General features: G+C 45.8%; 9 protein-coding genes. 8 read left to right on the forward strand and 1 reads right to left on the reverse strand.

The window, feature by feature from the left end; genetic code table 11:
* Positions 1-4: 4 nt before the first annotated feature.
* Entirely contained in the window at positions 5-3,067 is a 3,063-nt protein-coding gene (locus BDI_RS12600) for a SusC/RagA family TonB-linked outer membrane protein (protein ID WP_005861306.1), read from the reverse strand.
* A gap of 373 nt (positions 3,068-3,440) precedes the next feature.
* Between BDI_RS12600 and BDI_RS12605 the strand changes: the two genes are divergently transcribed.
* The 8 genes from BDI_RS12605 to BDI_RS12640 all read left to right on the forward strand — a co-directional run bounded on the left by BDI_RS12605 (position 3,441) and on the right by BDI_RS12640 (position 22,877).
* On the forward strand, positions 3,441-4,292 hold the full coding sequence (locus BDI_RS12605) for an MBL fold metallo-hydrolase (protein ID WP_008773853.1): 852 nt from the start codon (positions 3,441-3,443) through the stop codon (positions 4,290-4,292).
* Between the two features lie 295 nt (positions 4,293-4,587).
* Positions 4,588-6,909, forward strand: a complete 2,322-nt coding sequence (locus BDI_RS12610) for a glycoside hydrolase family 20 protein (protein WP_009018328.1) — start codon at positions 4,588-4,590, stop codon at positions 6,907-6,909.
* Positions 6,910-6,983: 74 nt separating this feature from the next.
* Positions 6,984-9,467 carry a S9 family peptidase gene (locus BDI_RS12615; RefSeq protein WP_011966879.1) on the forward strand — a complete coding sequence of 828 codons (2,484 nt, stop codon included), beginning with the start codon at positions 6,984-6,986 and terminating at the stop codon, positions 9,465-9,467.
* 545 nt (positions 9,468-10,012) lie between these two features.
* Positions 10,013-13,129 carry a SusC/RagA family TonB-linked outer membrane protein gene (locus BDI_RS12620; protein ID WP_011966880.1) on the forward strand — a complete coding sequence of 1,039 codons (3,117 nt, stop codon included), beginning with the start codon at positions 10,013-10,015 and terminating at the stop codon, positions 13,127-13,129.
* Positions 13,130-13,156: 27 nt separating this feature from the next.
* Entirely contained in the window at positions 13,157-14,752 is a 1,596-nt protein-coding gene (locus BDI_RS12625; RefSeq protein WP_011966881.1) for a RagB/SusD family nutrient uptake outer membrane protein, read from the forward strand.
* Between the two features lie 179 nt (positions 14,753-14,931).
* Entirely contained in the window at positions 14,932-18,621 is a 3,690-nt protein-coding gene (purL, locus tag BDI_RS12630) for a phosphoribosylformylglycinamidine synthase (RefSeq protein WP_011966882.1), read from the forward strand.
* Positions 18,622-18,889: 268 nt separating this feature from the next.
* Positions 18,890-19,540, forward strand: a complete 651-nt coding sequence (locus tag BDI_RS12635; RefSeq protein WP_005861292.1) for a hypothetical protein — start codon at positions 18,890-18,892, stop codon at positions 19,538-19,540.
* A 169-nt stretch (positions 19,541-19,709) separates the two neighbouring features.
* The gene (locus BDI_RS12640; RefSeq protein ID WP_011966883.1) at positions 19,710-22,877 is read left to right on the forward strand and encodes a TonB-dependent receptor; all 3,168 of its coding nucleotides are present in this window, start codon (positions 19,710-19,712) and stop codon (positions 22,875-22,877) included.
* The last annotated feature ends 16 nt before the right edge of the window (positions 22,878-22,893 follow it).

Raw genomic sequence — 22,893 nt, forward strand, 5'->3', positions numbered from 1 at the left:
CTTTTTAGAATGTTACTTGAATACCTAACGTATAGGTGCGAACTATCGGATCACAGTTCCAAACCTTATCGACACCGCCTTCCCAACCGGTAATATTCACTTCCGGATTATGTCCGCTATATCCTGTAATAGTCGCTACATTGCCGACAGTTCCATATACACGCAGGCGCTCTGCCCATTTTGTATACTTACTCAACGCCAATGTATAACCTAACGTAATCGCATCAATTTTCAAGAACGAGCCATCCTCCAAGAAGTAGTCACAAAGCTGCTTCACGCCGCGAATGTCCTTATACTTCGGATCGTCAAGCGCCGGTTTCCAAAGATTCCACTGGCCGGCACCACTCTGTCCCTGGATACCCAAGTACATCGGATAAGTATTCAAGACATCGAAACCTATCCAACTACGCATATTAATACCCAAGTCAAAATTCTTATAGGTAAAGGTATTGTTCCATCCCATCATCACCTTAGGTAGATAATTACCGATATATTGTTTGTCGTCTACACTCTTTTGGGAAGCAGGTATAACCTCACCATCCTTATTGTACAAAAGGAAGTCTCCTTTATCGTCGAATCCAGCGAATTTCCACATATGGAACGCACCGATCTCTGCCCCCTCTTCAATACGAGAGGCATCGCCCGGCCATCCCGGTTCATCCATAGCGTTACCATCCATACGTGAATTGTTACCATACATCGTAAGGATCTTACCTGAGTTATGGCTCATATTCAAGCTGGAAGTCCAAGTGAAGTCCTTATTCTGGATGATGTCACCACCAACCTCGAACTCCCATCCTTTACTCTCCATCTCGCCAATGTTCTGCCATTGTTTGCCATTTGGATACGGTGGCTGTGGAACATTCACCTCGTAGATCATGCCATCGATCTTACGACGATAGTAATCGAACTTACCATACATACGGTTGCCAAAGAATGAGTAATCCACACCGATATTCCACTCTTTCTTCTCTTCCCATCCCAAATAAGGGTTCACGTTAGAGCTCGGTCCATAAACAAACGCCCAGCTACCACTCGGAAGCATCCAATATTGGTCGCGACTTAACGTATTAGCCATATAGGAAGCATCGAAGTCGTTATTACCGGTCACACCATAACCGAAACGGATCTTCAAGTCATTTACCCAATCAAACTCTTTCATGAATTCCTCACCAGATACACGCCAACCTCCAGACAACGCCCAGAAATTACCCCAACGGTTCTCTGCGGCAAACTTCGAGGAACCCTCATGGCGGATCGTAGCCGTTACCATATATTTATCATTATATGAATAATTGGCACGGGCATAAAGAGCGAACAAACGTTCCGTAATATCTTTTTTAGATCCCATCTTTGCCTTACCGTCGGTCAAATAAGATCCGGATTCCAAGTCCCAATACTTCAGGCCTTCTACACCGAAATCATAGTTCTCCGCATTGAAATTCTCTCCATTCTTCTCGAAATAAGAGTAACCGGCAACGGCATTTAAGCTATGACCTCCCTTAAATTCTTTCAGGTAAGTGAAGTAACCCTCAGAAGTAAGATGTTCGGTCTTCGAGAATTCCAATTTCGCCCAACCACCGCGGTTGTTTGTCACCTCCTCTCGGTGATAGCGAGAACGGAACTGGTGCAACTCCCACTGACGGTTCTCGTAACCCAATGTCTGAGAATAGCTCAAACCTTCAATCGGCTTGATGTTCAATTTCATCGTCACCTCAGGCTTAAACCATTTATCCAAGCCCTCGTAGTCGGAAAGCATACGATCCGCTACGATATTGTAGTCCAAAGTTTCTCCGGTCCATACGTTATATCCGCTCGGGCTTTCCGGGTCAAATGGGGAACGAGTCGGGTTATTATACAACGCCTGCTTGAAGTTTGCCTTCTTATCCTCATCCGATCCATCGGAAGTACGAGCAGTCTGACGATAATCCACGATCGGACGGATCTCTAACCAACCATCGAACAGCTTAAAGTTTGCATTCAAGCGTCCACCATAGTCCTTACGGTTATCCTTAATCGTGATGCCTTCGTTGGTCTCATAGAAGAAAGAGGTGTACACTTGTGCGTTCTCGGTACCTAGCTCCAAAGAGAGGTGATGTTTTTGCGAGAAGTTATCCTTCTGCAAAAGAGCGTCCCACCAATCAGCGTTCTGCCCGTAATCAATGATATTCACGTCCGTACGATTACGATACTCATCGGCGGTCATCATATCTGGACGGCCATAGTTTTGTTTCTTCGAAAGCTCAGTACTATAATTCAATTTTACTTTACCATTCGTGTTAGAACCACTCTTCGTTGTGATCAAGATCACACCCGAAGCAGCACGTGTACCATAGATCGCACCAGCGGAAGCATCTTTCAGCACATCGATAGATTTGATATCGTCTTGGTTCAAGGCACGAATATCACCTCCCGGGAAACCATCGACAACGATCAATGGAGCCTTACCAGAGTTGATAGAGGTCAAACCACGCAACTGGATCGTGGTCGTACCATTGGCACTACCATTATTTTGCAAGATCAAACCGCTGATCTTACCTTGCAAAGAGCTGGTGATATCGGCACCACCCACACCCTTCATCATATCGCCGGCAGACAATGAGGTAACGGAGCTGGTCACTTGCTTCTTCTCCATCGTACCGTAACCTACGACCACGACCTCTTCAAGAGCCTGGGAATCTTCCGACAACGTAACATTTATAACACTTTGACTGCCAACCGGGACTTCCTTGGTCGTGTAACCGATATAAGAGATTTCCAAAACAGCGTTTGCGGGCACATCTTGCAACGTAACCGAGCCGTTCATGTCGGTTACGTTACCGATAGTAGTTCCCTTGACCAACACGTTCGCGCCGATCAACTCACCCATTGAATCTGAAACCTTAACCGTAACAGTCTTACCATTTTGCATGACCGATTCAACATTCGGTCCGTAGTTGTGCGAGGGTTCCACAGCCGCCAATCCTTGAAAGGAGGCCATACATAGGAATCCCGTGGTAAGCATCATAACACTTGGTTTGAACAAGCTTAAACACAATTGCTTGCTCTTCTTACTACATTTTTCCATCTTTATTATTAAATGGTTATAATTAATTGAGATTAACAATATTCAAACACCAAAAACCTACTTTCTGCTATCTCTGAGCGCAGTCCCTAATAAAAATGACTAGCTAAAACGTTCGTTTAGACTAGTCGTCCGCGAAGTTAACCATTAATTTAAATTAAGCAACATTCATTTAAATCTTTTTTCGATTCTATTAGTAATAAGACTTATAATCAATACATTACATCCAATATTAAAATTGTGTCAAATGCACTATCCCATCCATCAAAATGACTAGTCTAAACCAACGTTTAAACCAGTCATTTTTACATTTATTATACTATTGAGTATGATAAAAACCATACCTTTACTCCCCCAAAGAAAGAATGCAGAAACCATGAAACTACAAATCATCGATACCGGCTACTTCTACGCCGACGGAGGCGCCATGTTCGGGGCCATTCCTAAAAGCGCTTGGAGCCGTCGCTATCCGAGCGACGAGACAAATGGTTGCGTGCTAGCCATGCGTAGCCTTGTCATAAAAACAGATGACGGACGCATCGTCCTAGTAGATAACGGAGCGGGAAATAAACACTTAAAACAACTAAGTTATTACCGCTTCTTCAACTTGGTAGACCTCGGCACGGAACTACGAAACCGGGGAATTCAACCGGAGGAAATCACGGATGTTGTCCTCACCCATCTCCATTTCGATCATTGCGGTTATACCACGCAAAAGGATGAATCTACCGGACATTTATTTCTCTCATTCCCAAATGCGAACCACTGGGTTAGCCGCAAGCAATGGGAGAATTTCCTTCATCCGAACGCCTTGGAGAAAGATTCCTATTTTATCGAGAATATGCAAGCCGTCGCGGATGCTAATTCCTTACGGCTGCTAGATGCCGACACTTCGATTTGCCCCACGATAGAGCTACGCTTGTATGATGGGCACACTCCGGGGCAAATTGTTCCCTATATCCATACGGAAGATCGGACTTTTGTCTTTGCCGGAGATGTTATCCCCCTTGTAGCCAGCGTATCCCCGGAATGGATCTCCGCTTACGACACGTATCCGGTCACGTCATACAACGAGAAACTGCGCATGCTTGCCGAAGCCGCCGAAAAAAGGCAAGCGCTCATCTACTGCCATGACGCTTACATCCGCTGCACAACCGTAAAACGTGTGAATACATATTATAAGAAGGACAAGGAAATACCTCTCAAGAAGACGTTTCTTTTCCCTTAGTCCCTGGCCCTTTTCCCTTTAGAGCTTAGGTGTTTCTTCCATATTCCTTAGACATTTCTTATAGAAGTATTCATCATCCAACAGCCGTTGCATGATCGTCCACCAACTGTTGGATGATCATGCAACAACTGGTGGACGATCATGCACCAGTTGATAAATAGTCTCTATATATAGACAAAGTCCCTAAGGTTATCGCATCAAAAGTGTAAAAGCATTAGATAAAACGGCTAATTCTTTTTATCTTTGGGCGGTGATACTGAATCAATTATTGTTTTACGTTCTAAACTCTAAACACATGAACAGCCTAAGCAAACTAGCGCTCGTCCTGACATTTTGCACGGGAATGATCGCTTGCTCCGGTGGTAAGGCCGTAAAAGGAGATTACGGAGTAGTGCCTTTGCCACAAGAAGTAACATTGACGAACGGAAATCCTTTCGTCCTAAGTCCATCCACGAAGATATTTTATCCGGAGGGCAATGATAAGATGAAGAAGAACGCCGAGTTCCTCGCTTCTTATATCAAGGAAATCACGGGCTATGAATTAGCAACCGCTACCGGCCAGCCCGGTAAGGGGATCAGCCTCGTTATCGACCAAAGCATCCAGAATCCGGAAGGATATCAACTGACCGTTAGCGATAACGGGATACGGATCGCCGGAAGCACGGATGCCGGCGTATTTTATGGTATCCAGACATTACGTAAATCGATCCCGGCCACGGCCCAAGGGATGAACGTAGAATTACCGGCAGCTACCATCAACGACTATCCCCGTTTTGCCTATAGAGGCATGATGCTGGATGTCAGCCGCCATTTCTTCCCCGTGGATTCGGTAAAAACGTATCTCGATATCCTTGCCTTGCACAACCAAAATACGTTCCACTGGCATCTGTCCGATGACCAAGGTTGGCGTATCGAGATCAAGAAATATCCGGAATTGACACAGATCGGATCTAAACGCAAGGAAACCGTGATCGGCCATAACTCCGGAACATATGACGGAAAGGAATACGGGGGCTTCTATACACAAGACCAGATTCGCGATGTCATCAACTATGCCGCCGAACGCCATATCACGATCATCCCGGAAATCGATATGCCGGGACATCAATTGGCAGCCTTGGCTACTTACCCGGAACTTGGATGCACCGGAGGCCCTTATGACGTATGGGGCCAATGGGGAGTAGCCGACGACGTGATCTGCGCCGGAAACGAGAAATCCATGCAATTCCTAGAAGACGTATTGAGCGAGGTCATCGATCTTTTCCCGTCCGAATATATCCATGTAGGTGGTGATGAGTGCCCGAAGGTACGTTGGGAGAAATGCCCGAAATGCCAAGCTCGCATCAAGGCGGAAGGTATCAAGGGGGACAAGAAACATTCCGCCGAGGAATATTTGCAAAGCTACGTGATCTCCCGCATGGAGAAATTCGTGGAGAGCAAAGGACGCCATATCATCGGCTGGGACGAGATCCTAGAAGGAGGCTTGGCCCCGAATGCCACGGTAATGAGCTGGAGAGGCATGGATGGAGGTATCGAGGCCGCCAAGCAAAAGCATAACGTGGTCATGACACCGAATACATATGTATATCTGGATTACTATCAATCAGCGGATACGGATCTTGAGCCCGATGCTATCGGTGGTTACTTGCCGTTAGAGAAAGTATATTCTTTTGAGCCGACAGCCGGTATCTCTCCTGAAGACCAGAAGTACGTGATCGGGGCGCAAGCCAACCTCTGGACGGAATATATCCCGACCTTCTCACAGGTAGAATACATGATCATGCCCCGTATCGACGCCGTAGCCGATATCCAGTGGAGCGATCCGTCCAAGAAAGATTATCAGACGTTCCTGCCCCGTGTGGCCCGCATGACACAACTTTACGATCGCTTGGGATATAATTACGGAAAGCATATCTTCGATATTAACGCCTCCCTGACCACCAATACGGAGAACGGAACACTCGACATAGCCTTGACGAAGTTGGGTGAAGGAGATATCTATTATACGGTAGACGGTAGCGATCCTACGATCGCCAGCATCAAGTATGAAGGCCCGGTACAGATCAACCAAGATTGCGAATTCAAGGCGATCGTTGTCCGTCCGAACGGTACGAGCCGCATCTTCTCAGAAGATATCTTCTTCAATAAAGCGACGATGAAGCCCATCACCTTGAAAGAGCAACCCAGCAAAGGATACGTTTTCAACGGGGCACAGGTATTGGTAGACGGCTTACGTGGAGGTAGTAATTACAAGACCGGCCATTGGCTGGGTTTCCAAGGAAAAGACCTTGACGCCACGATCGATCTAAAGGAACCAACCGAAATCCAGAAGGTATCTTTCAACACAAACGTGGTGAAAGGCGATTGGATCATGGGAGCCTCCGCCGTAACCGTAAAGGTATCCGACGATGGCAAGAATTTCAAGGAAGTAGCTTCCAAGAAAATCCCGGAGCTAACCCAAAACGACAAGGACGGTTTATATCCCCAAGAGATATCCTTCGCCCCGGTAAACGCCCGCTATGTCGAGATTATCATCAACAGCAGCAAACTACCAAAATGGCACGGTGGCGCCGGAAGTCCCGCATTCTTGTTCGTAGATGAGATAGAAATCTTATAAGATAATGATACAGCGAGATGGCTGAGAGATACCCGCCATCTCGCTTTCTTATTTTAAACTAAATAACAAATATCATGATAAACAAAAACATCTTAATTCTTTCAGCCCTATGCTCCTGTTGCTCACTATGGGCGGATGAGGTTGTCGTGCGACATTACAATTACGCCGGCCCTTACGAGGTGAAAAAGCCTTTCCTAGCAGATAGCTTGGATGTAAACAGTAAGAGATTTTCCGACAAGGAACTATTGAACACGACCGTTCCTTTCTGCAACCTTTCCCAAAGCGGACAAACCCTTGACGCGGCGTCTTCCGGAGAGCTGACCTTGCCAACCTCGGCCTCTTCCTACGCGCTACATTTGGTTTCCTTCTACCTGAATAGTGACCGCTATACAAAAGGTACCTTAAGGATCAATGGCCCTGAGATTTCAGAAGTCTACGTGGATGGACAACCCATAAAACTAACCCAAGGAGAAGCCTCGTTGACCTTGGAGCCGCGACGCTATGAAATCGTAATTAAATATTTATCTGAGAGCCACAAAGAGAATGCCTTAAAAGCCTCATTCAACCCGGAAAAAGACGCGGTGGTAACCGCGACCGTCAATCCGGAGAAACGTTATACATTAAGTGATGTATTTGATGGTAAACGCATCCAATCCGCCAGCCTGTCCCCGAATGGAAAATTCATTATCGTCTCCTATCAAGAAACCTATCCCGGCGGAAAGCAGTCCTCATTTACCCAGATACTAGACAAGGCTACCGGTTCCGTATTGGTTGAGAACGGACAGAGCTTACGCTGGATGCCTAAAAGCAATCTGGCCTATTACACCCGGAAAGGGATGAAAGGCACGGAATTGGTGACCCTAGACCCTACCAGTAAAAAGGAGAACATCCTTTCCAGCCAATTGCCTGAAGGTTCTTTCAGCTTCGGGCCTACCGAAGACTATCTATTATTCTCCATACGGGAGAAAGGACCGCAAGAACGAAAAGAGATCCAAGAGATACTGGTGCCGGATGATCGCCAACCGGGATGGAGAAACCGTATGTTTATCCATAAATATGACCTGCGAACCGGATTGTTCCAACGGCTCACCTATGGACATACTTCTACTTACATCAACGATGTATCTCAAGACGGCCACTATCTGCTATTCAGTCGCAGGGAACCGAATTTAACGGAGCGCCCTTTCTCACGTACATATATATATAAGATGGATCTACGAACCATGCATGTGGATACCCTTATAAAAGGTGAGAAATTCGTAAGCCGTGCCGTTTTCTCCCCGGATGCCACCCAATTACTCGTTGACGCATCTGGAGAGGCTTTCGATGGTATCGGATTAAAGATCAAAGAAGGACAGACATCCAATACGAGCGACGGGCAATTATTCCTATACAATATAGCAGATAAAAGTATAAAGCCGCTTACGAAAGATTTTGACCCCTCTGTCGATTCCTACGAGTGGAACGCCCTCGATAAACAAATCTATATCATGGCGAAAGATAAGGACCGTGTTCGCATGTATAGTCTAAACCCGTCCAACGGAAAGATTAAGCAACTTCAAGCCAAGGAAGATGTCATCTCCGATTACTCCATCGCCAATCAAGCTTTCGAAATGGTTTATTTCGGATTAAGCGCTTCCAATTCCCAAAGGCTTTATACCTATAACCTGAAAAACGACGCCTCTTCCTGCTTGATCGATCTCTCCAAAGAGATCTTGAGAGACGTCACTTTAGGAGAAGTGCAAGATTGGAATTTCGTTTCCGCCCAAGGGGATACGATTTACGGCCGCTTCTATCTCCCTCCTCATTTTGACGCAACTAAGAAATATCCGATGATCGTGAATTATTACGGAGGAACAACTCCTACGGCCCGGGTGATGGAAAGCCGTTATCCTTCGCATGTATACGCCGGCTTAGGGTACATCGTCTACATCATACAGCCCAGTGGAGCGACTGGATTCGGCCAAGAGTTCTCCGCACGCCATGTCAACGCATGGGGTAAACTTACCGCTGACGAGATCATCGAAGGCACGAAAAAGTTCTGTGAGGAGCATCCTTTTGTCAACACGAAGAAAATCGGTTGCATGGGGGCTTCATACGGAGGTTTCATGACTCAATACCTACAAATAAAAACAGATATATTCGCGGCGGCCATGTCTCATGCGGGAATCAGCGACATCACCAGCTATTGGGGAGAAGGTTACTGGGGATATTCATACAGCTCGTTGGCTAGCGCTAACAGTTATCCATGGAATGCCCGGGATATGTACACTTTACAAAGTCCGCTGTTTAACGCAGACAAGATCAATACCCCGATCTTGTTCTTACATGGAACCGCAGACACGAATGTTCCGATTGGAGAGAGCATCCAGATGTTTACCGCATTAAAATTATTGGGTAAGCCTACAGCGTTTGTCCAGGTAGAAGGAGAGAACCACCATATACTGGATTATGAGAAACGTATCTTGTGGAATAACACAATTTACGCATGGTTCGCTAAGTGGTTGAAAGATCAACCGGAGTGGTGGGACGCATTATATCCTCCGAAAAGCCTATAAAAATCAAAATAGGTCACTCTATTCACATATATCTAAAGAGTATCTTTATTAGATACTCTTTTTTTATTTAAATACATTAGATAGTATTTATGAAACACCTTAGTCTCCGAAGAACTAAATCACTTTTCCGTTCAATATTTATTAATTATTATAAATATCTTAATAAATTATAGAACATGCAACCTATGTAAACATCTGTTATGTCTAATTGTACTATTTACAGCAAGCATTTTATTTTAATGGCTGTACGGCAAATATAAAGATATATTTGCAATAAACAAACATATTGACAATAAAAATAAACTTACACGAAACTTTGTCAATACGGATTATTTTAAGTTATATGTTAATTTAATACATTCTAGTATTAATATATAGTATTAATATGCAAATTATTTTTAACTCAATCCCGCATCAATGCTAGGAAGTAACACCAAAGTACCTTACCCTCATGAAGTTCTTCGGAAACTAAGTCAATCGACTAAGTGGCAACAATTGATTACAACGATCTATTTATTAACAAATTAAACAAAAAGTATGTGTCTATGAAAAGGTTGACTTATCTATTACTATGCTTGTTTGCAAGTATAGCGTTCGCAACGGCTCAGACCACGAAGGTGACCGGTACGGTTATCTCGGCGGAAGACGATGGACCTATCATTGGAGCCTCTATCGTAGTAGCTGGTACTACTACCGGTACTGTAACGGATTACAACGGAGCGTTCACCTTGGATGTTCCTTCTAACGCGAAAAAGCTAATCGTTTCCTACATCGGTATGAAATCTGTGGAAGTGGCAGTAAAACCAATCATTAAAGTCACGATGGAATCTGACTCTCAGAACTTGGATGAAGTCGTGGTTGTCGGTTACGGAACTCAAAGAAAAAAGGATGTGACGAGTGCCATATCTAAAGTAGGAGGTGAAGACTTAAGCAACTTGGCAACAGCGTCTTTCGACACTCAATTAGCCGGACGTGCCGCTGGTGTACAGGTTACGACTCCTAGTGGCGTATTGGGAAGCGGCCCTCAATTCAAGATCCGTGGTATGAGTACGATCAGTTCAAACTCTCAGCCGTTATTTATCGTAGATGGCATGCCGATCGCCACCGGTGATAACGCCGATGGAAAAACCGGCTTAGGAATGGCTTACGCTTCTTACAATGCGATGTCTGATATTAACCCGAATGACATCGAATCCATTGAAATATTGAAAGACGGTGCGGCTACAGCTATCTATGGCTCCCGTGCGGCAAATGGAGTTGTATTGATCACAACTAAAAAAGGCTCCAAGGGACGTACTCAAGTAACTTACGATGGCTATGTAAGCGCAGCCAGCGCAGCTAAATTGCATGATCTTCTGGGAGCGAAAGATTTCGTGACTATCGCTAACGAGAAATACGAGAACTGGGGAATGAAAGGACAGGCTGTTTACGATCCGAACGGACCGGACACAAACTGGAATGATTATATTTTCCGTACAGGTTTCCAGCACAATCATAGCTTATCCGCCAGTGGTGGTACGGATAAAAGCCAATATTATGTATCATTAGGTTTCACGGAACAAGAAGGTATCATTCGCGCCAATGACTTAAACCGTTTGAGCTTAAAGGCAGATTTGACACAACAAGCGACAAAATGGTTACGCATCGGATTAAATGGCCAGATGACCCGTACCCGGGTTAATGGTGTCATGAATGACGAGAATTCATTGGGTGGCGTAGGTTTCGCCGGCACTCGTATGCTTCCAAACGTATCTGTATTCAATCCGGATGATCCTACTGGTTACAATATCGACGCTGAAAACCGTAAGACATTAGGTCGCGGAAGCAACCTTTCCTATATTGATAATGGTATCCAGAATATCGTCTGGGCATTAGACAATAACGTAAACCGTACGACCAATACCCGTGTATTAGGTGGTGGATGGGCTGAAATCACATTCATGGACGGATTGACTTTAAAGACACAAGCTGGCTTAGACATCTCGAATGTTAAAGATTTCATGGTATGGAACCCGGAATCAGGAGACGGATACGGCTATGGCGGCTTATTGGAAGAAATCAATACCACATACACGAACTGGAACTGGCAAAACGTAATCAACTTTAACCGTACATTCAATGATGTACATAATCTGACGGCGACAGCGGTACAAGAGTACACCCATCAAGAATATGAATATACGGACGCAACCGTGCAACAAATATCCGATGCTTTCTTCACCGACCATATCATTTCCAACACATTTGGTGAGAGATTCGTATCTGGAGGTAAAACGTTTATGGGATTAGCCTCCTATATGTTCCGTGCGAATTACAACTATGATAGTAAATATTATATCGGAGCCTCCGTCCGCACAGACGGCTTATCCAGCCTTCCGAAAGACACCCGCTGGGGTACATTCTGGGGAGGATCAGCCGCTTGGCGTATCTCTCGCGAAAAATTCTGGAGCGAATCAACTATTAATGATTGGTTTAACGACTTACGTATCCGTGCCAGCTACGCTACAATCGGAAACTCTGACCTAGGGAATTATTTCCCTTATCTGGGAACTTACGGGGCGAAGAAAGCAGGATCGAATACAGCTATCGCTTGGAACCGTATGGGTAACAGCCAGCTTAAATGGGAAACAACTGAGACTTTCGATATCGGATTGGATGGCTCTTTCTTTAATAACCGCCTGACATTCGAGCTAGCTTATTGGCAAAAGAACTCCAAAGACTTGGTGTTGGAAGTTCCTACAGCACCTACCGCTGGTATTCCTTACAACTCATATTTTGATAATATCGGTAAGATCAAGAACTCCGGTATGGAATTGACAGTTAACGCTACAATCATCGCTACCAAAGATTGGAACTGGCAAACTAATTTCAACTTCTCCACAGCTAAGAACACGGTGAAGAGCTTATACGGCGGAACAGACATCGTAGACAATTACACAATCATTCGTGAAGGAGAGTCATATAGATCTTTATATGGATATGATTATTACGGCGTAAACGCCGCAAACGGTAATCCGATCTGGAGTAAGGCGGACGGTTCATTAGTGCAATTCGACACATTCGGCTCTTACGACTATGCGGAATATGATCCTTCCAACCCTTCGGATGTCTCCAAGGCTTCTTCCTTGGACGCTAGCGACCGTAAGGTATTAGGTTCATCTATGCCTACTTGGTACGGAGGTTGGAATAATACAGTTTCTTACAAGAATTTCGATTTAAATGTATTCTTCCGCTTCTCCGGAGGTAATAAGATCATGAACGCTTCTCGTCAAAGCGCATTGTTCAATATGGATTTCTCCAACAATGGAACAGAAATCTTAGGCCGCTGGATTTCTCCAGAGCAACCGGGTGACGGCATGACTCCAAAAATCGGTTATGGAGACGCCTCTTCCTTATTCAATGATGGATATACGGATTCACACTTCGTTGAGAGCGGCAATTACCTAAAACTATCGACGTTAGCTTTAGGCTATACACTACCGAAGGCGGTCGTATCCAAACTGAACATGACAAAGATTCGTTTCTATGTTCAAGGACAGAACTTACTCACTATCACAGGTTATTCCGGATTGGATCCTGAGACAAACTCTCGTTTAGGTGTAGATTGGAACGGTATGCCACAGCAACGTTCATTCACTTTTGGAGCGAACATTACATTCTAATTTCACAAACTAAGAAAAGTTACAATTATGTTATACAAGAAATTATATAAAAACATTTCAGTAGTAGCGTTAGGGACAGCCCTGTTCTCGCTACCCGTGTTCACCGCCTGCGAAAGCGACGTCGTAGACCTTGAACCTGTTGACAAATTCTCCGAGCTTACGGCATACGGGACAGAAGAACGTTGCGAGTTAGCCGTAGTCGGAGCTTACGATGCCGCACAATGTGGTATGTACGTAGATCCAAATGACTTTGGGTGGGCACGCGGTTATCCTTTTGGAGCGGCCAGTATATTGCAAGGCGAAATGCGCGGTGAAGATATGAACCTAACCGCCCAATTCTATGATTATACCTATTCCGCGACCTATAATTTGACTACCGCTAATAACGTGGCGATGTGGGAAACCTCTTTCGAGGCTATTAACCGCTATAATACGGTATACGCAGGTATAGAAGGTGCGGTAGCTGCGGGTGTCATAACCGAAGAGAAAGGGAATCAGTACAAAGGAGAATGCCTGTTCTTACGTGCGTTAACCTATCACAACTTGATGATCCATTATGCCCTGCCCTACAACGTAGAAGGTAACAATAACTACGGTATGCCTATTTATACGAAAGCCGTAAATGATCCCAGCCAACTCGCTGAGCAACAAAGCATAGGCCGTTCTACCGTTAAGGATACTTACGATCAGATATTAAGCGACTTGAATAATGCGGAAAGCATGCTTCCGGACATTATCGATGCCGATAAGATCGGCCGCGCAAGCAAAGGTGCCGCCATAGCACTGAAAACGCGCGTATATTTGCATATGCGTGATTGGAACAATGTAGTTACTGAAGCTAAGAAACTGGAAGGCGGACGTTTCATTCTGGAAACCAATCCAGCCACTCCTTTCGTTTCTTACAAAGACAATCAGGAATCTATATTCTCCATTCCGAATGACTCTCAAGATAACGGGTCTGTAAATGGAGCTATGTCCGCTATGATGTCTGCCCGTGAAGGTGGCCGTGCGATGTGCCCGACATCCCCTACCCTTTACAACTCCAAATTCTGGAAAGGGGATGACAAGCGTCGTAACCTCGTCCTTTATCGTGCGTCTGACGATTATTACTTCTGTGATAAATACCAGAATCCCCAAACACGTGAAGAGTACGCCCCGATCCTGCGCTATGCCGAGGTATTGCTAAACGAGGCCGAGGCTGCCGCACGTGCGGGAGACAAGACTCTCGCATTGGAGAAATTGAATCAAGTAAGAGACCGTTCTTTGGCCGACCCCGCTACACAGACGTATAAGGCAAGCGATTTCGCCAACACGAAAGCACTGGTGGAAGCTATCCTTTGGGAGCGTCGCATTGAGTTCCAAGGTGAAGGTCGCCGTTGGGAAGACATTCATCGTTTAGCGGCTGACGACTTGCTGCCGTCCGGTGGTATTCCCGCTAAAATCGAATATAACAATGTGAAGAACCAAGGCGCATTCGTTGTTGGTGGAGAAGTGAAAGCTGAATGGTTCGGCAACAGCAAACAGTTCATCCCGTACACGGATAAACGCTTTATTTGGCCGATTCCATTGAATGATATATTAAGAAACCCCACGCTAGCCGCACAACAGAACGCAGGCTGGTAGAATATAGACACACTCTTATTTTTTACTATGCAGGGGACATGAGAGGGCGAGACCGGGAGGTTCCGCCCTCTTTTCTTTTAAAACGTATTGACATAATAATTCACGGGAAATCATTATCTTTGCACTCTCTAAAAGAGGCTTATTCGTTATTTCGTGATAAATACTAATAAATCAACGATATGATTCTATTCTTTCAATCTTCAACAAAGACGGTGCTGGCTGTAGAGGCCGCGCACGCTTTCTCTCCTGAAGACACTCAAAAACTGGTTTGGTTGTTTAGCGAGGCGACTCCTGTTCAATCAGAAACATTGGAAGGCTGGTACGTAGGGCCACGCCGGGAAATGATTACCCCGTGGAGTACGAACGCCGTTGAAATTACCCAGAACATGGGCCTGACCGGTATTTCCCGTATTGAGGAATATTTTCCTGTTTCTTCTGGCGATGCGGATCACGATCCGATGTTGCAACGTATCTACAATGGCTTGAATCAGGAGATCTTCACGATCAGTAAAAAACCGGATCCTATTGTCTACATTGAGGATTTGGAAGTGTACAACCAACAAGAGGGCTTGGCTCTAAGCCAAGAGGAGATCGCTTACTTGAACGAGGTAAGCCAGAAGTTGGGACGTAAGTTGACCGATAGCGAGGTGTTCGGTTTCTCCCAAGTAAACTCGGAACACTGCCGACATAAAATATTCGGAGGTGTATTCATCATCGACGGCGAGGAAAAAGAAAGTTCCTTGTTCAACTTGATCAAGAAAACTTCCGCCGAGAACCCTAATAAATTGGTTTCCGCTTATAAAGATAACGTAGCGTTCAATGAAGGACCGACGGTAGAGCAATTCGCTCCCCTATCCGGTGACAAACCCGATTTCTTCGCCGTAAAAGATATCAAGACGGTTATCTCCTTGAAAGCCGAGACGCATAACTTCCCGACAACCGTTGAGCCGTTCAACGGTGCCGCTACCGGAACAGGTGGTGAGATTCGTGACCGTCTGGGCGGTGGTAAGGCATCCTTGCCGATAGCGGGAACAGCGGTCTATATGACCTCTTACCCTCGTACGGAAGGCGCTCGCAAATGGGAGAAAGTCCTAGACCCTCGTCCTTGGTTATACCAGACTCCGGAGCAGATCTTGATCAAGGCTTCCAATGGCGCTTCCGATTTCGGTAATAAATTTGGCCAGCCGCTTATCTGTGGTTCTTTATTGACTTTCGAGCACACGGAGAACGATAAGAAATACGCTTACGACAAAGTAATCATGCTTGCCGGCGGTGTAGGTTTCGCAAATATGCGCGATGCCTTGAAGGGCGATCCGGAACCGGGCGAGAAAGTGGTCGTGATCGGTGGCGATAACTACCGTATCGGTATGGGTGGTGGAGCCGTATCTTCCGTAAACACGGGACAATATACAAGCGGTATCGAGTTGAACGCCGTACAGCGTGCCAACCCGGAAATGCAGAAACGTGCGGCTAACGTGATCCGTGCGATCGCCGAGTCTGACGAGAACCCGATCGTCTCTATCCATGACCATGGTGCGGGTGGACACCTCAACTGTTTGTCTGAGTTGGTTGAGGCTACCGGCGGACACATCGATATGAACAAATTGCCGATTGGCGACCCGACTCTCTCAGCGAAGGAGATCGTAGGAAACGAGAGCCAAGAGCGCATGGGCTTATTGATGAAAGAAGAAGATGTAGCCCGCGTAAAACGTATCGCGGATCGTGAACGTGCCCCGATGTATGTGGTAGGCGAGACTACTAACGACATGAAGTTTGTCTTCGAACAAGCGGACGGCGTAAAACCTATCGATATCAAGCTGGAATATATGTTCGGTAAACCGCCTAGAACGGTTATGACAGACCATACGGTCACTGAATCTTATCAACCGGTTGTTTACAAAGAATCCGAACTTCACCATTATTTGGAGAACGTACTTCAATTGGAGGCCGTAGCCTGCAAGGATTGGTTAACAAACAAAGTAGACCGTTCCGTAACCGGTAAGATCGCCCGCCAGCAATGTCAAGGTGAATTACAATTGCCGTTGAGCGACTTAGGTGCCGTAGCGTTGGATTACCGCGGGAAAGCTGGTATCGCAACTTCTATCGGTCACGCTCCCCAGGTAGCCATGGTTGATCCGGCCGCCGGTTCCGTTATGGCAATCGCCGAGTCATTGACCAATATCGTATTCGCTCCGCTGACAGATAAGTTGGAGAGCGTGTCCTTAAGTGCCAACTGGATGTGGCCATGCCGTAACGAAGGTGAGGACGCCCGTCTGTACACAGCCGTACAAGCCGCTTCCGACTTCGCTTGCAGCTTAGGTATTAATATCCCGACTGGTAAGGACTCCCTATCCATGACGCAGAAGTACGGTGACGATAAGGTGATCGCCCCGGGTACGGTGATTATCTCCGCCGGTGCCGAGGTTAGCGATATCAAAAAGATCGTCTCTCCCGTATTGGCACAAGACAAGAATACATACATTTATTATATAGACTTCTCCTTCGATACCTTGAAGTTGGGTGGTTCCGCCTTCGCCCAAGCCTTGAACAAGCTGGGTAACGAGGTTCCTACCGTGAAAGATCCGGAATACTTCCGTGACGCTTTCAACGCCGTACAAGACGCGATCGAGAAGAAACTCATCCTTGCCGGACACGATATCTCAGCGGGAGGTATGATCACCGCCTTGTTAGAGATGTGCTTCGCCAACGTAGAGGGTGGTTTGGATGTCAACTTGGATAAGATCTCCGAGAGTGATATCGTGAAGATCCTGTTTGCCGAGAATCCGGGTATCTTGGTTCAGGTAAAGGACAAGAAGGCATTCGAAAAGTTGATGGAAGAAGCTGGCGTAGGTTTCGCCATCATCGCCAAACCGACCGACGAGCGCCATGTATTGGTATCGAAAGAAGGCATCCAATATCACTTCGGTATCGACTATATGCGTGACGTATGGTACGAATCTTCCTATAAGCTGGACGTAAAACAGAGCGGTAGCGTTTGCGCCGGAAACCGTTTCGAGAACTATAAGATGCAGCCTATACAATACAAGTTCCACAAGGACTTCACCGGAAAGCTTTCTTCTTATGGAATATCCGCCGATCGCCGTACGCCGAACGGTATCAAGGCCGCCGTTATCCGCGAGAAGGGTACGCAGTGCGAGCGTGAGACCGCTTACGCCTTGTATCTGGCTGGTTTCGACGTGAAGGATGTCCATATGACGGACTTGGCTAGCGGACGCGAGACTTTGGAGGATGTAAACTTCATCGTATTCTGCGGTGGTTTCTCCAACTCCGACGTATTAGGTTCCGCCAAGGGCTGGGCCGGCGGTTTCTTGTATAACGAGAAAGCCAAGAAAGCGATCGACAACTATTACGCACGTAAAGATACGTTGAGCATGGGTATCTGTAACGGTTGCCAGTTGATGGCCGAGTTAGGCTTGGTTTATCCGGAGCACGAGAAAAAGCATAAGATGGTTCACAATGATTCCCATAAGTTCGAGTCTAACTTCGTTAGCTTGGAGATCCCGAAAAACAACTCCGTAATGTTCGGCTCCTTGAGCGGCACGAAGTTGGGTGTATGGGTAGCTCATGGTGAAGGTAAGTTCGAGTTCCCCTACGAGGAGAAGGAGTACAACATCATCGCTAAATACAACTACGATGGCTATCCCGCCAACCCGAACGGTTCTCCTTGGTCCGTTGCCGGTGTTTGCTCAAAGGACGGCCGCCATTTAGCCATGATGCCTCACCCCGAACGTGCGATCTTCCCTTGGCAGTGCGGTTATTACCCCGCCGACCGTAAGGAGAACGACGAGGTCACTCCATGGATCGAGGCGTTCGTGAACGCTCGCAAGTGGATCGAGAATAATAAGTAAAAATAACAGGGGTTGTTTTTAGCGTTCTTTGAACCTTAAAAACAACCCTTGTTTCTATATCTCCTTAAAGTTTCTTGGTAACCGCCTTTTGATTGAACTCATCCACACGGTAGAATAGACTTTACAACGAATCCACGATTTTAATATCCAAGCCGGTACAGGGGGGATTATCGGTAACTATTACTTTATACAACCGTAATATCCCTGCAACACCCCGCTAATATCTTTGCCTCCGAAATTAATAGACACAGAATTTAATAGAAGAATCATGGAAAGGTTATTTAAAATCAGAATCTTTACGGTTATGTTCTTTTTAGCCGTAGCTTCTATAGCAGCGAACGCTAAAGAAAGTAAGAAGGAAGGTGACAATTATCATGCAAAGCAAATTCTCATCGTAGGTTTGCACGATAACGTGAAATCAAACTATTTCTACAATGGGATGATCGCCGAAGAGACCGGTATGAAAGCGGATAGTATCGACCAAACGTATAATACGATCATCGCCGAGAATATCGCCGCATCCGTAAAGAACGGAGATTGCAAGTTTATTCCGGCAAACGCTACACAAGTGACCGGACAGGTACTGAATGAGATCAAGGTTAACGGGGAGAGCGAGGATTGCTATTCCGATCTTTCAGCCGTGCCGACCGAAGAGTTACAAAAGGTATTGGATAATGCTGACGCTGATTATCTGCTAGTATTAAACCAGCATTATCTTAAATGGCAAGACCAACCCTTGCGCACGCTTTTCCATATCGTCAGCTATACCTTATTCGACAAAGATAAAAATGAGGTATATAGGGGGAATAACTTCTTTACCTGCATGAATCTTGAGAACCCGGATAAACTCAGAAAGAGCAGCCGCAAGAGTTCATCCAAGATAGCATCTACCATTATCAAGACTTTGGACGAGGACTAACCTTCTTTTTTATAGACACATTTATAATTTTCTCGTTGAGCCTAATGGATATCCTTCATTAGGCTTTTTTCTTTATTTAAACCTACACACGGATGTAATCTCTTTGCAAAACCGGACACTTACTTTTGCGCCGTAAAAGATATTTAGGTTTAATTTTAAAAAGATTATTATGAGGATGTTTAACAAACTTACATGCAGGCTGCTTGCCTGTTTGTTATTTTTTAATTGCTTGCCGGCTCTCTTGTCTGCGCAAGGAACGCAAGCGATTATCACCGGTACGGTCATGGATAATAAAGGGGAATCGGTGATCGGAGCCACGATCCAAGTCAAGAATGAATCTACCGGATTCTTCACGGGTTCTATCACGAACGATAAAGGAGAATACACCATCAAGCAGCTTCCGCTAGGTTCTCCTTATACCGTTACAGCTTCTTATATCGGTTATGGAGAACAGAAAAAGACAGGATACGCATTGAACCAAGGGGATATGCTTCGAGTGGATTTCAAGCTGGCGGAGGAATCGGTGGAGATACAAGCCGTCGAGGTAATCGCTAATTCCTTGAAGAACATGGTTCCGAAGATCGGTGCGGCAACATCTATCTCCGCTCAAAATATCACGAAGCTTCCTGTAAACGGCCGTAACTTCACATCCCTAATGGATCTCTCGCCATTGAGTAGCGGAGGAAATATCGCCGGGCAATTATCATCCTCAACGAATTACACCATCGACGGTATGACGGCTAAAGGAACCGTAGCGAGCGGAACGACTTCCGGCGCTTATACGATATCCATGGAAGCCGTCCGCGAATTTGAGGTGGTAACCAATCAATATGACGTGACCAACGGACGTTCCGGGGGCGGCACCGTGAGCGCTGTCACGAAATCAGGAACCAATACTTTCACCGGAAGTGTATTCGGATTCGGTCGTGCCGATTGGTTATCCAGCTCCTATGATATACGGGGAAATAAATCGACTTCCGACTTCTCTACCTATCAATATGGTTTCTCTTTGGGAGGCCCGATCGTGAAAGACCGTGCGCACTTCTATGTCGTATGGGATCACCAACAGGATTCCCGTCCGATTTATATAGCGGATATCAAGACGGCGGCGGACGAGTCTCGCTATAATGTCACTCAATCTACGCTAGACCGTTATCTGGATATCGCCCGTACTAAATACGGAGTCTCCAATGATCCTCAATTCGGGGAGTTCGGCAAGAAGAAGCAGACGAACGCAGTCTTCGCCCGTATCGACTGGCAGTTGAACGCTACCAACTTGTTAACCATTCGCAATAATTTCATCAACGAGGATAATAAACAGAGCGAGAGCGATAACTCCAGCATCAATCTTTACGAGGTTTGGATCGACCGCAAATCGCATAACAACAGCTTACTCGCTACCTTACGCTCGGTATTAAGCCCAAAGCTGACCAACGAGTTGAAGCTTCAACATTTCTTGGTTTACGAGGCCACGACCCCGAACAAGCAATTGCCAAGCTCTAATATCCCAAGAGCAATCGTAGAGAACGTGGAATCTATATCTGGTGACAAAAGCATGTACACTTCCATCCAACTTGGAGGTCAACGCTACGCTCCCGAACATTTTAAGGATAATGTACTTCAATTGGTAGACAATATGTATTATAATACGGACCGCATCAACTATACATTCGGAGCGGACTTCATGTACACCAATATGAAATCACTCTACGGTAGTGAGATGAACGGACGGTTTTATTTCACGGGACTGGATAATTTCGAGCATATGACTCCTTACCGCTATGCCCGGGAAATCGCCTTGGTAGATGATCCTACCGTAAAGATGAATACCTTGAACTCCGCTATCTACGGACAATTACAAACGAAGCTTTTCACCGGATTCGAGGTCATGGCCGGTATCCGTGCGGATTATACCCGTTATTTCAACCACGCGAACTTTAACCAGACTGTTTATGACGAACTAGGCTTACGTACGGACAACGTAATCTCCACCTTCCAATTGCAACCCCGCATTCAATTCACGTGGGACGTGAATGATAAACATCAAGATATTATCCGCCTTGGCGCCGGTATCTTCGGTTCGGATTTAAACAACTATTCCATGATCAACAATATGCTGTTCGACGGTACGAAGGTAGCGTCCGTGGATATACAAGGCAATTTGGTTCCGACACCGAATTTCCCGGCATACCGCAAAGATCCTTCTACCGCTCCGGGCGTTGATTTATTCAACAACCCGAATATCCAAAAGATCAGCACGATCAATATGAATAGTAAGGATGCCCGTGTACCGGTAGTATATAAGTTGAACGCCAGCTACACGCATTTCTTCTCCGATCGCTTGCGGGTAGGTATCAGTGCTTACGCCAACTGGGCACGCCATAATTATATGTACGTAGACCGTAATATGGTGGATGAGCCTTACTTCCGTATCGCCGCCGAGGGGAATCGTGGCGTGTTCGTCCCCGCCGAGAGTATCAATACCAAGAACGGAGCTACCGACTGGATGCAAGGACGTAAAAGTGATAAGGTAGGCCGTGTGCTGGAATTAATCAGCGATGGAAAAATCAACCAATACGCATTCGTGGTAGATGGAACTTGGCGTTATTTCAAGGATGGCGAGCTTTCTTTCAGCTATACGTGGAACGATTCCAAGGATAACACCTCTTACAACGGTAACGTAGCGAATACAGCGACTCTAGCCTTGATGGTAAAAGATGATCCTCGTGATTTGAGTACCATGACTTACTCGGACAACCAATTCCGCCATAAGGTCGTATTCTACGGTACGGCTCCTTCTTTCTGGGGAATCAGCGTAGGCTTGCGTTTCTCCGGAATCGGTGGAACCCGCTACTCTTTAGCGGTTAGTGGTAATATGAACGGTGATTTCGTATCATCCAACGACTTGGCTTATATCTATGACCCGAACGATAGTAATACGCCTCAATATCTTCGTGAGGGTATCCAAGCGATCTTGGACAACCCGGAAGCGGAGAAGAGCGTAAAAGATTATATCCGTAAAAACTATGGGAAGGTTGCCGAGCGTAACGGTGGCGTAAATGGCTTCTACGGTACTTTCGATTTGCGCTTGAACAAGAACTTCAAGATCTATAAGACTCATTCCATCGAGGCCTCGATAGACTTTTTCAATTTCCTGAATATGCTGAACAAGGACTGGGGTGCCGGACATAATCTAGGCAAGCAGAATATCTACTCCATCAAGAGTTTTGACGCGGAGAAGAAGCAATACGTATATAACGTAAACAAAAACACGGGTGTATCCAATATGAACGGAAACCCTTGGCAGATTCAAATCGGCGTACGTTATAAATTCTAACTAACATATTCTATAT

The sequence above is a fragment of the Parabacteroides distasonis ATCC 8503 genome (assembly GCF_000012845.1).
GTDB classification, from domain to species: Bacteria; Bacteroidota; Bacteroidia; order Bacteroidales; family Tannerellaceae; genus Parabacteroides; species Parabacteroides distasonis.

What these genes read in the sequence shown, in the direction of transcription:
- BDI_RS12600 (WP_005861306.1), bottom strand. Translation starts at nt 3,067, where the DNA reads ATGGAAAAATGTAGTAAGAAGAGCAAGCAATTGTGTTTAAGCTTGTTC.
- BDI_RS12605 (WP_008773853.1), top strand. Translation starts at nt 3,441, where the DNA reads ATGAAACTACAAATCATCGATACCGGCTACTTCTACGCCGACGGAGGC.
- BDI_RS12610 (WP_009018328.1), top strand. Translation starts at nt 4,588, where the DNA reads ATGAACAGCCTAAGCAAACTAGCGCTCGTCCTGACATTTTGCACGGGA.
- BDI_RS12615 (WP_011966879.1), top strand. Translation starts at nt 6,984, where the DNA reads ATGATAAACAAAAACATCTTAATTCTTTCAGCCCTATGCTCCTGTTGC.
- BDI_RS12620 (WP_011966880.1), top strand. Translation starts at nt 10,013, where the DNA reads ATGAAAAGGTTGACTTATCTATTACTATGCTTGTTTGCAAGTATAGCG.
- BDI_RS12625 (WP_011966881.1), top strand. Translation starts at nt 13,157, where the DNA reads ATGTTATACAAGAAATTATATAAAAACATTTCAGTAGTAGCGTTAGGG.
- purL (WP_011966882.1), top strand. Translation starts at nt 14,932, where the DNA reads ATGATTCTATTCTTTCAATCTTCAACAAAGACGGTGCTGGCTGTAGAG.
- BDI_RS12635 (WP_005861292.1), top strand. Translation starts at nt 18,890, where the DNA reads ATGGAAAGGTTATTTAAAATCAGAATCTTTACGGTTATGTTCTTTTTA.
- BDI_RS12640 (WP_011966883.1), top strand. Translation starts at nt 19,710, where the DNA reads ATGAGGATGTTTAACAAACTTACATGCAGGCTGCTTGCCTGTTTGTTA.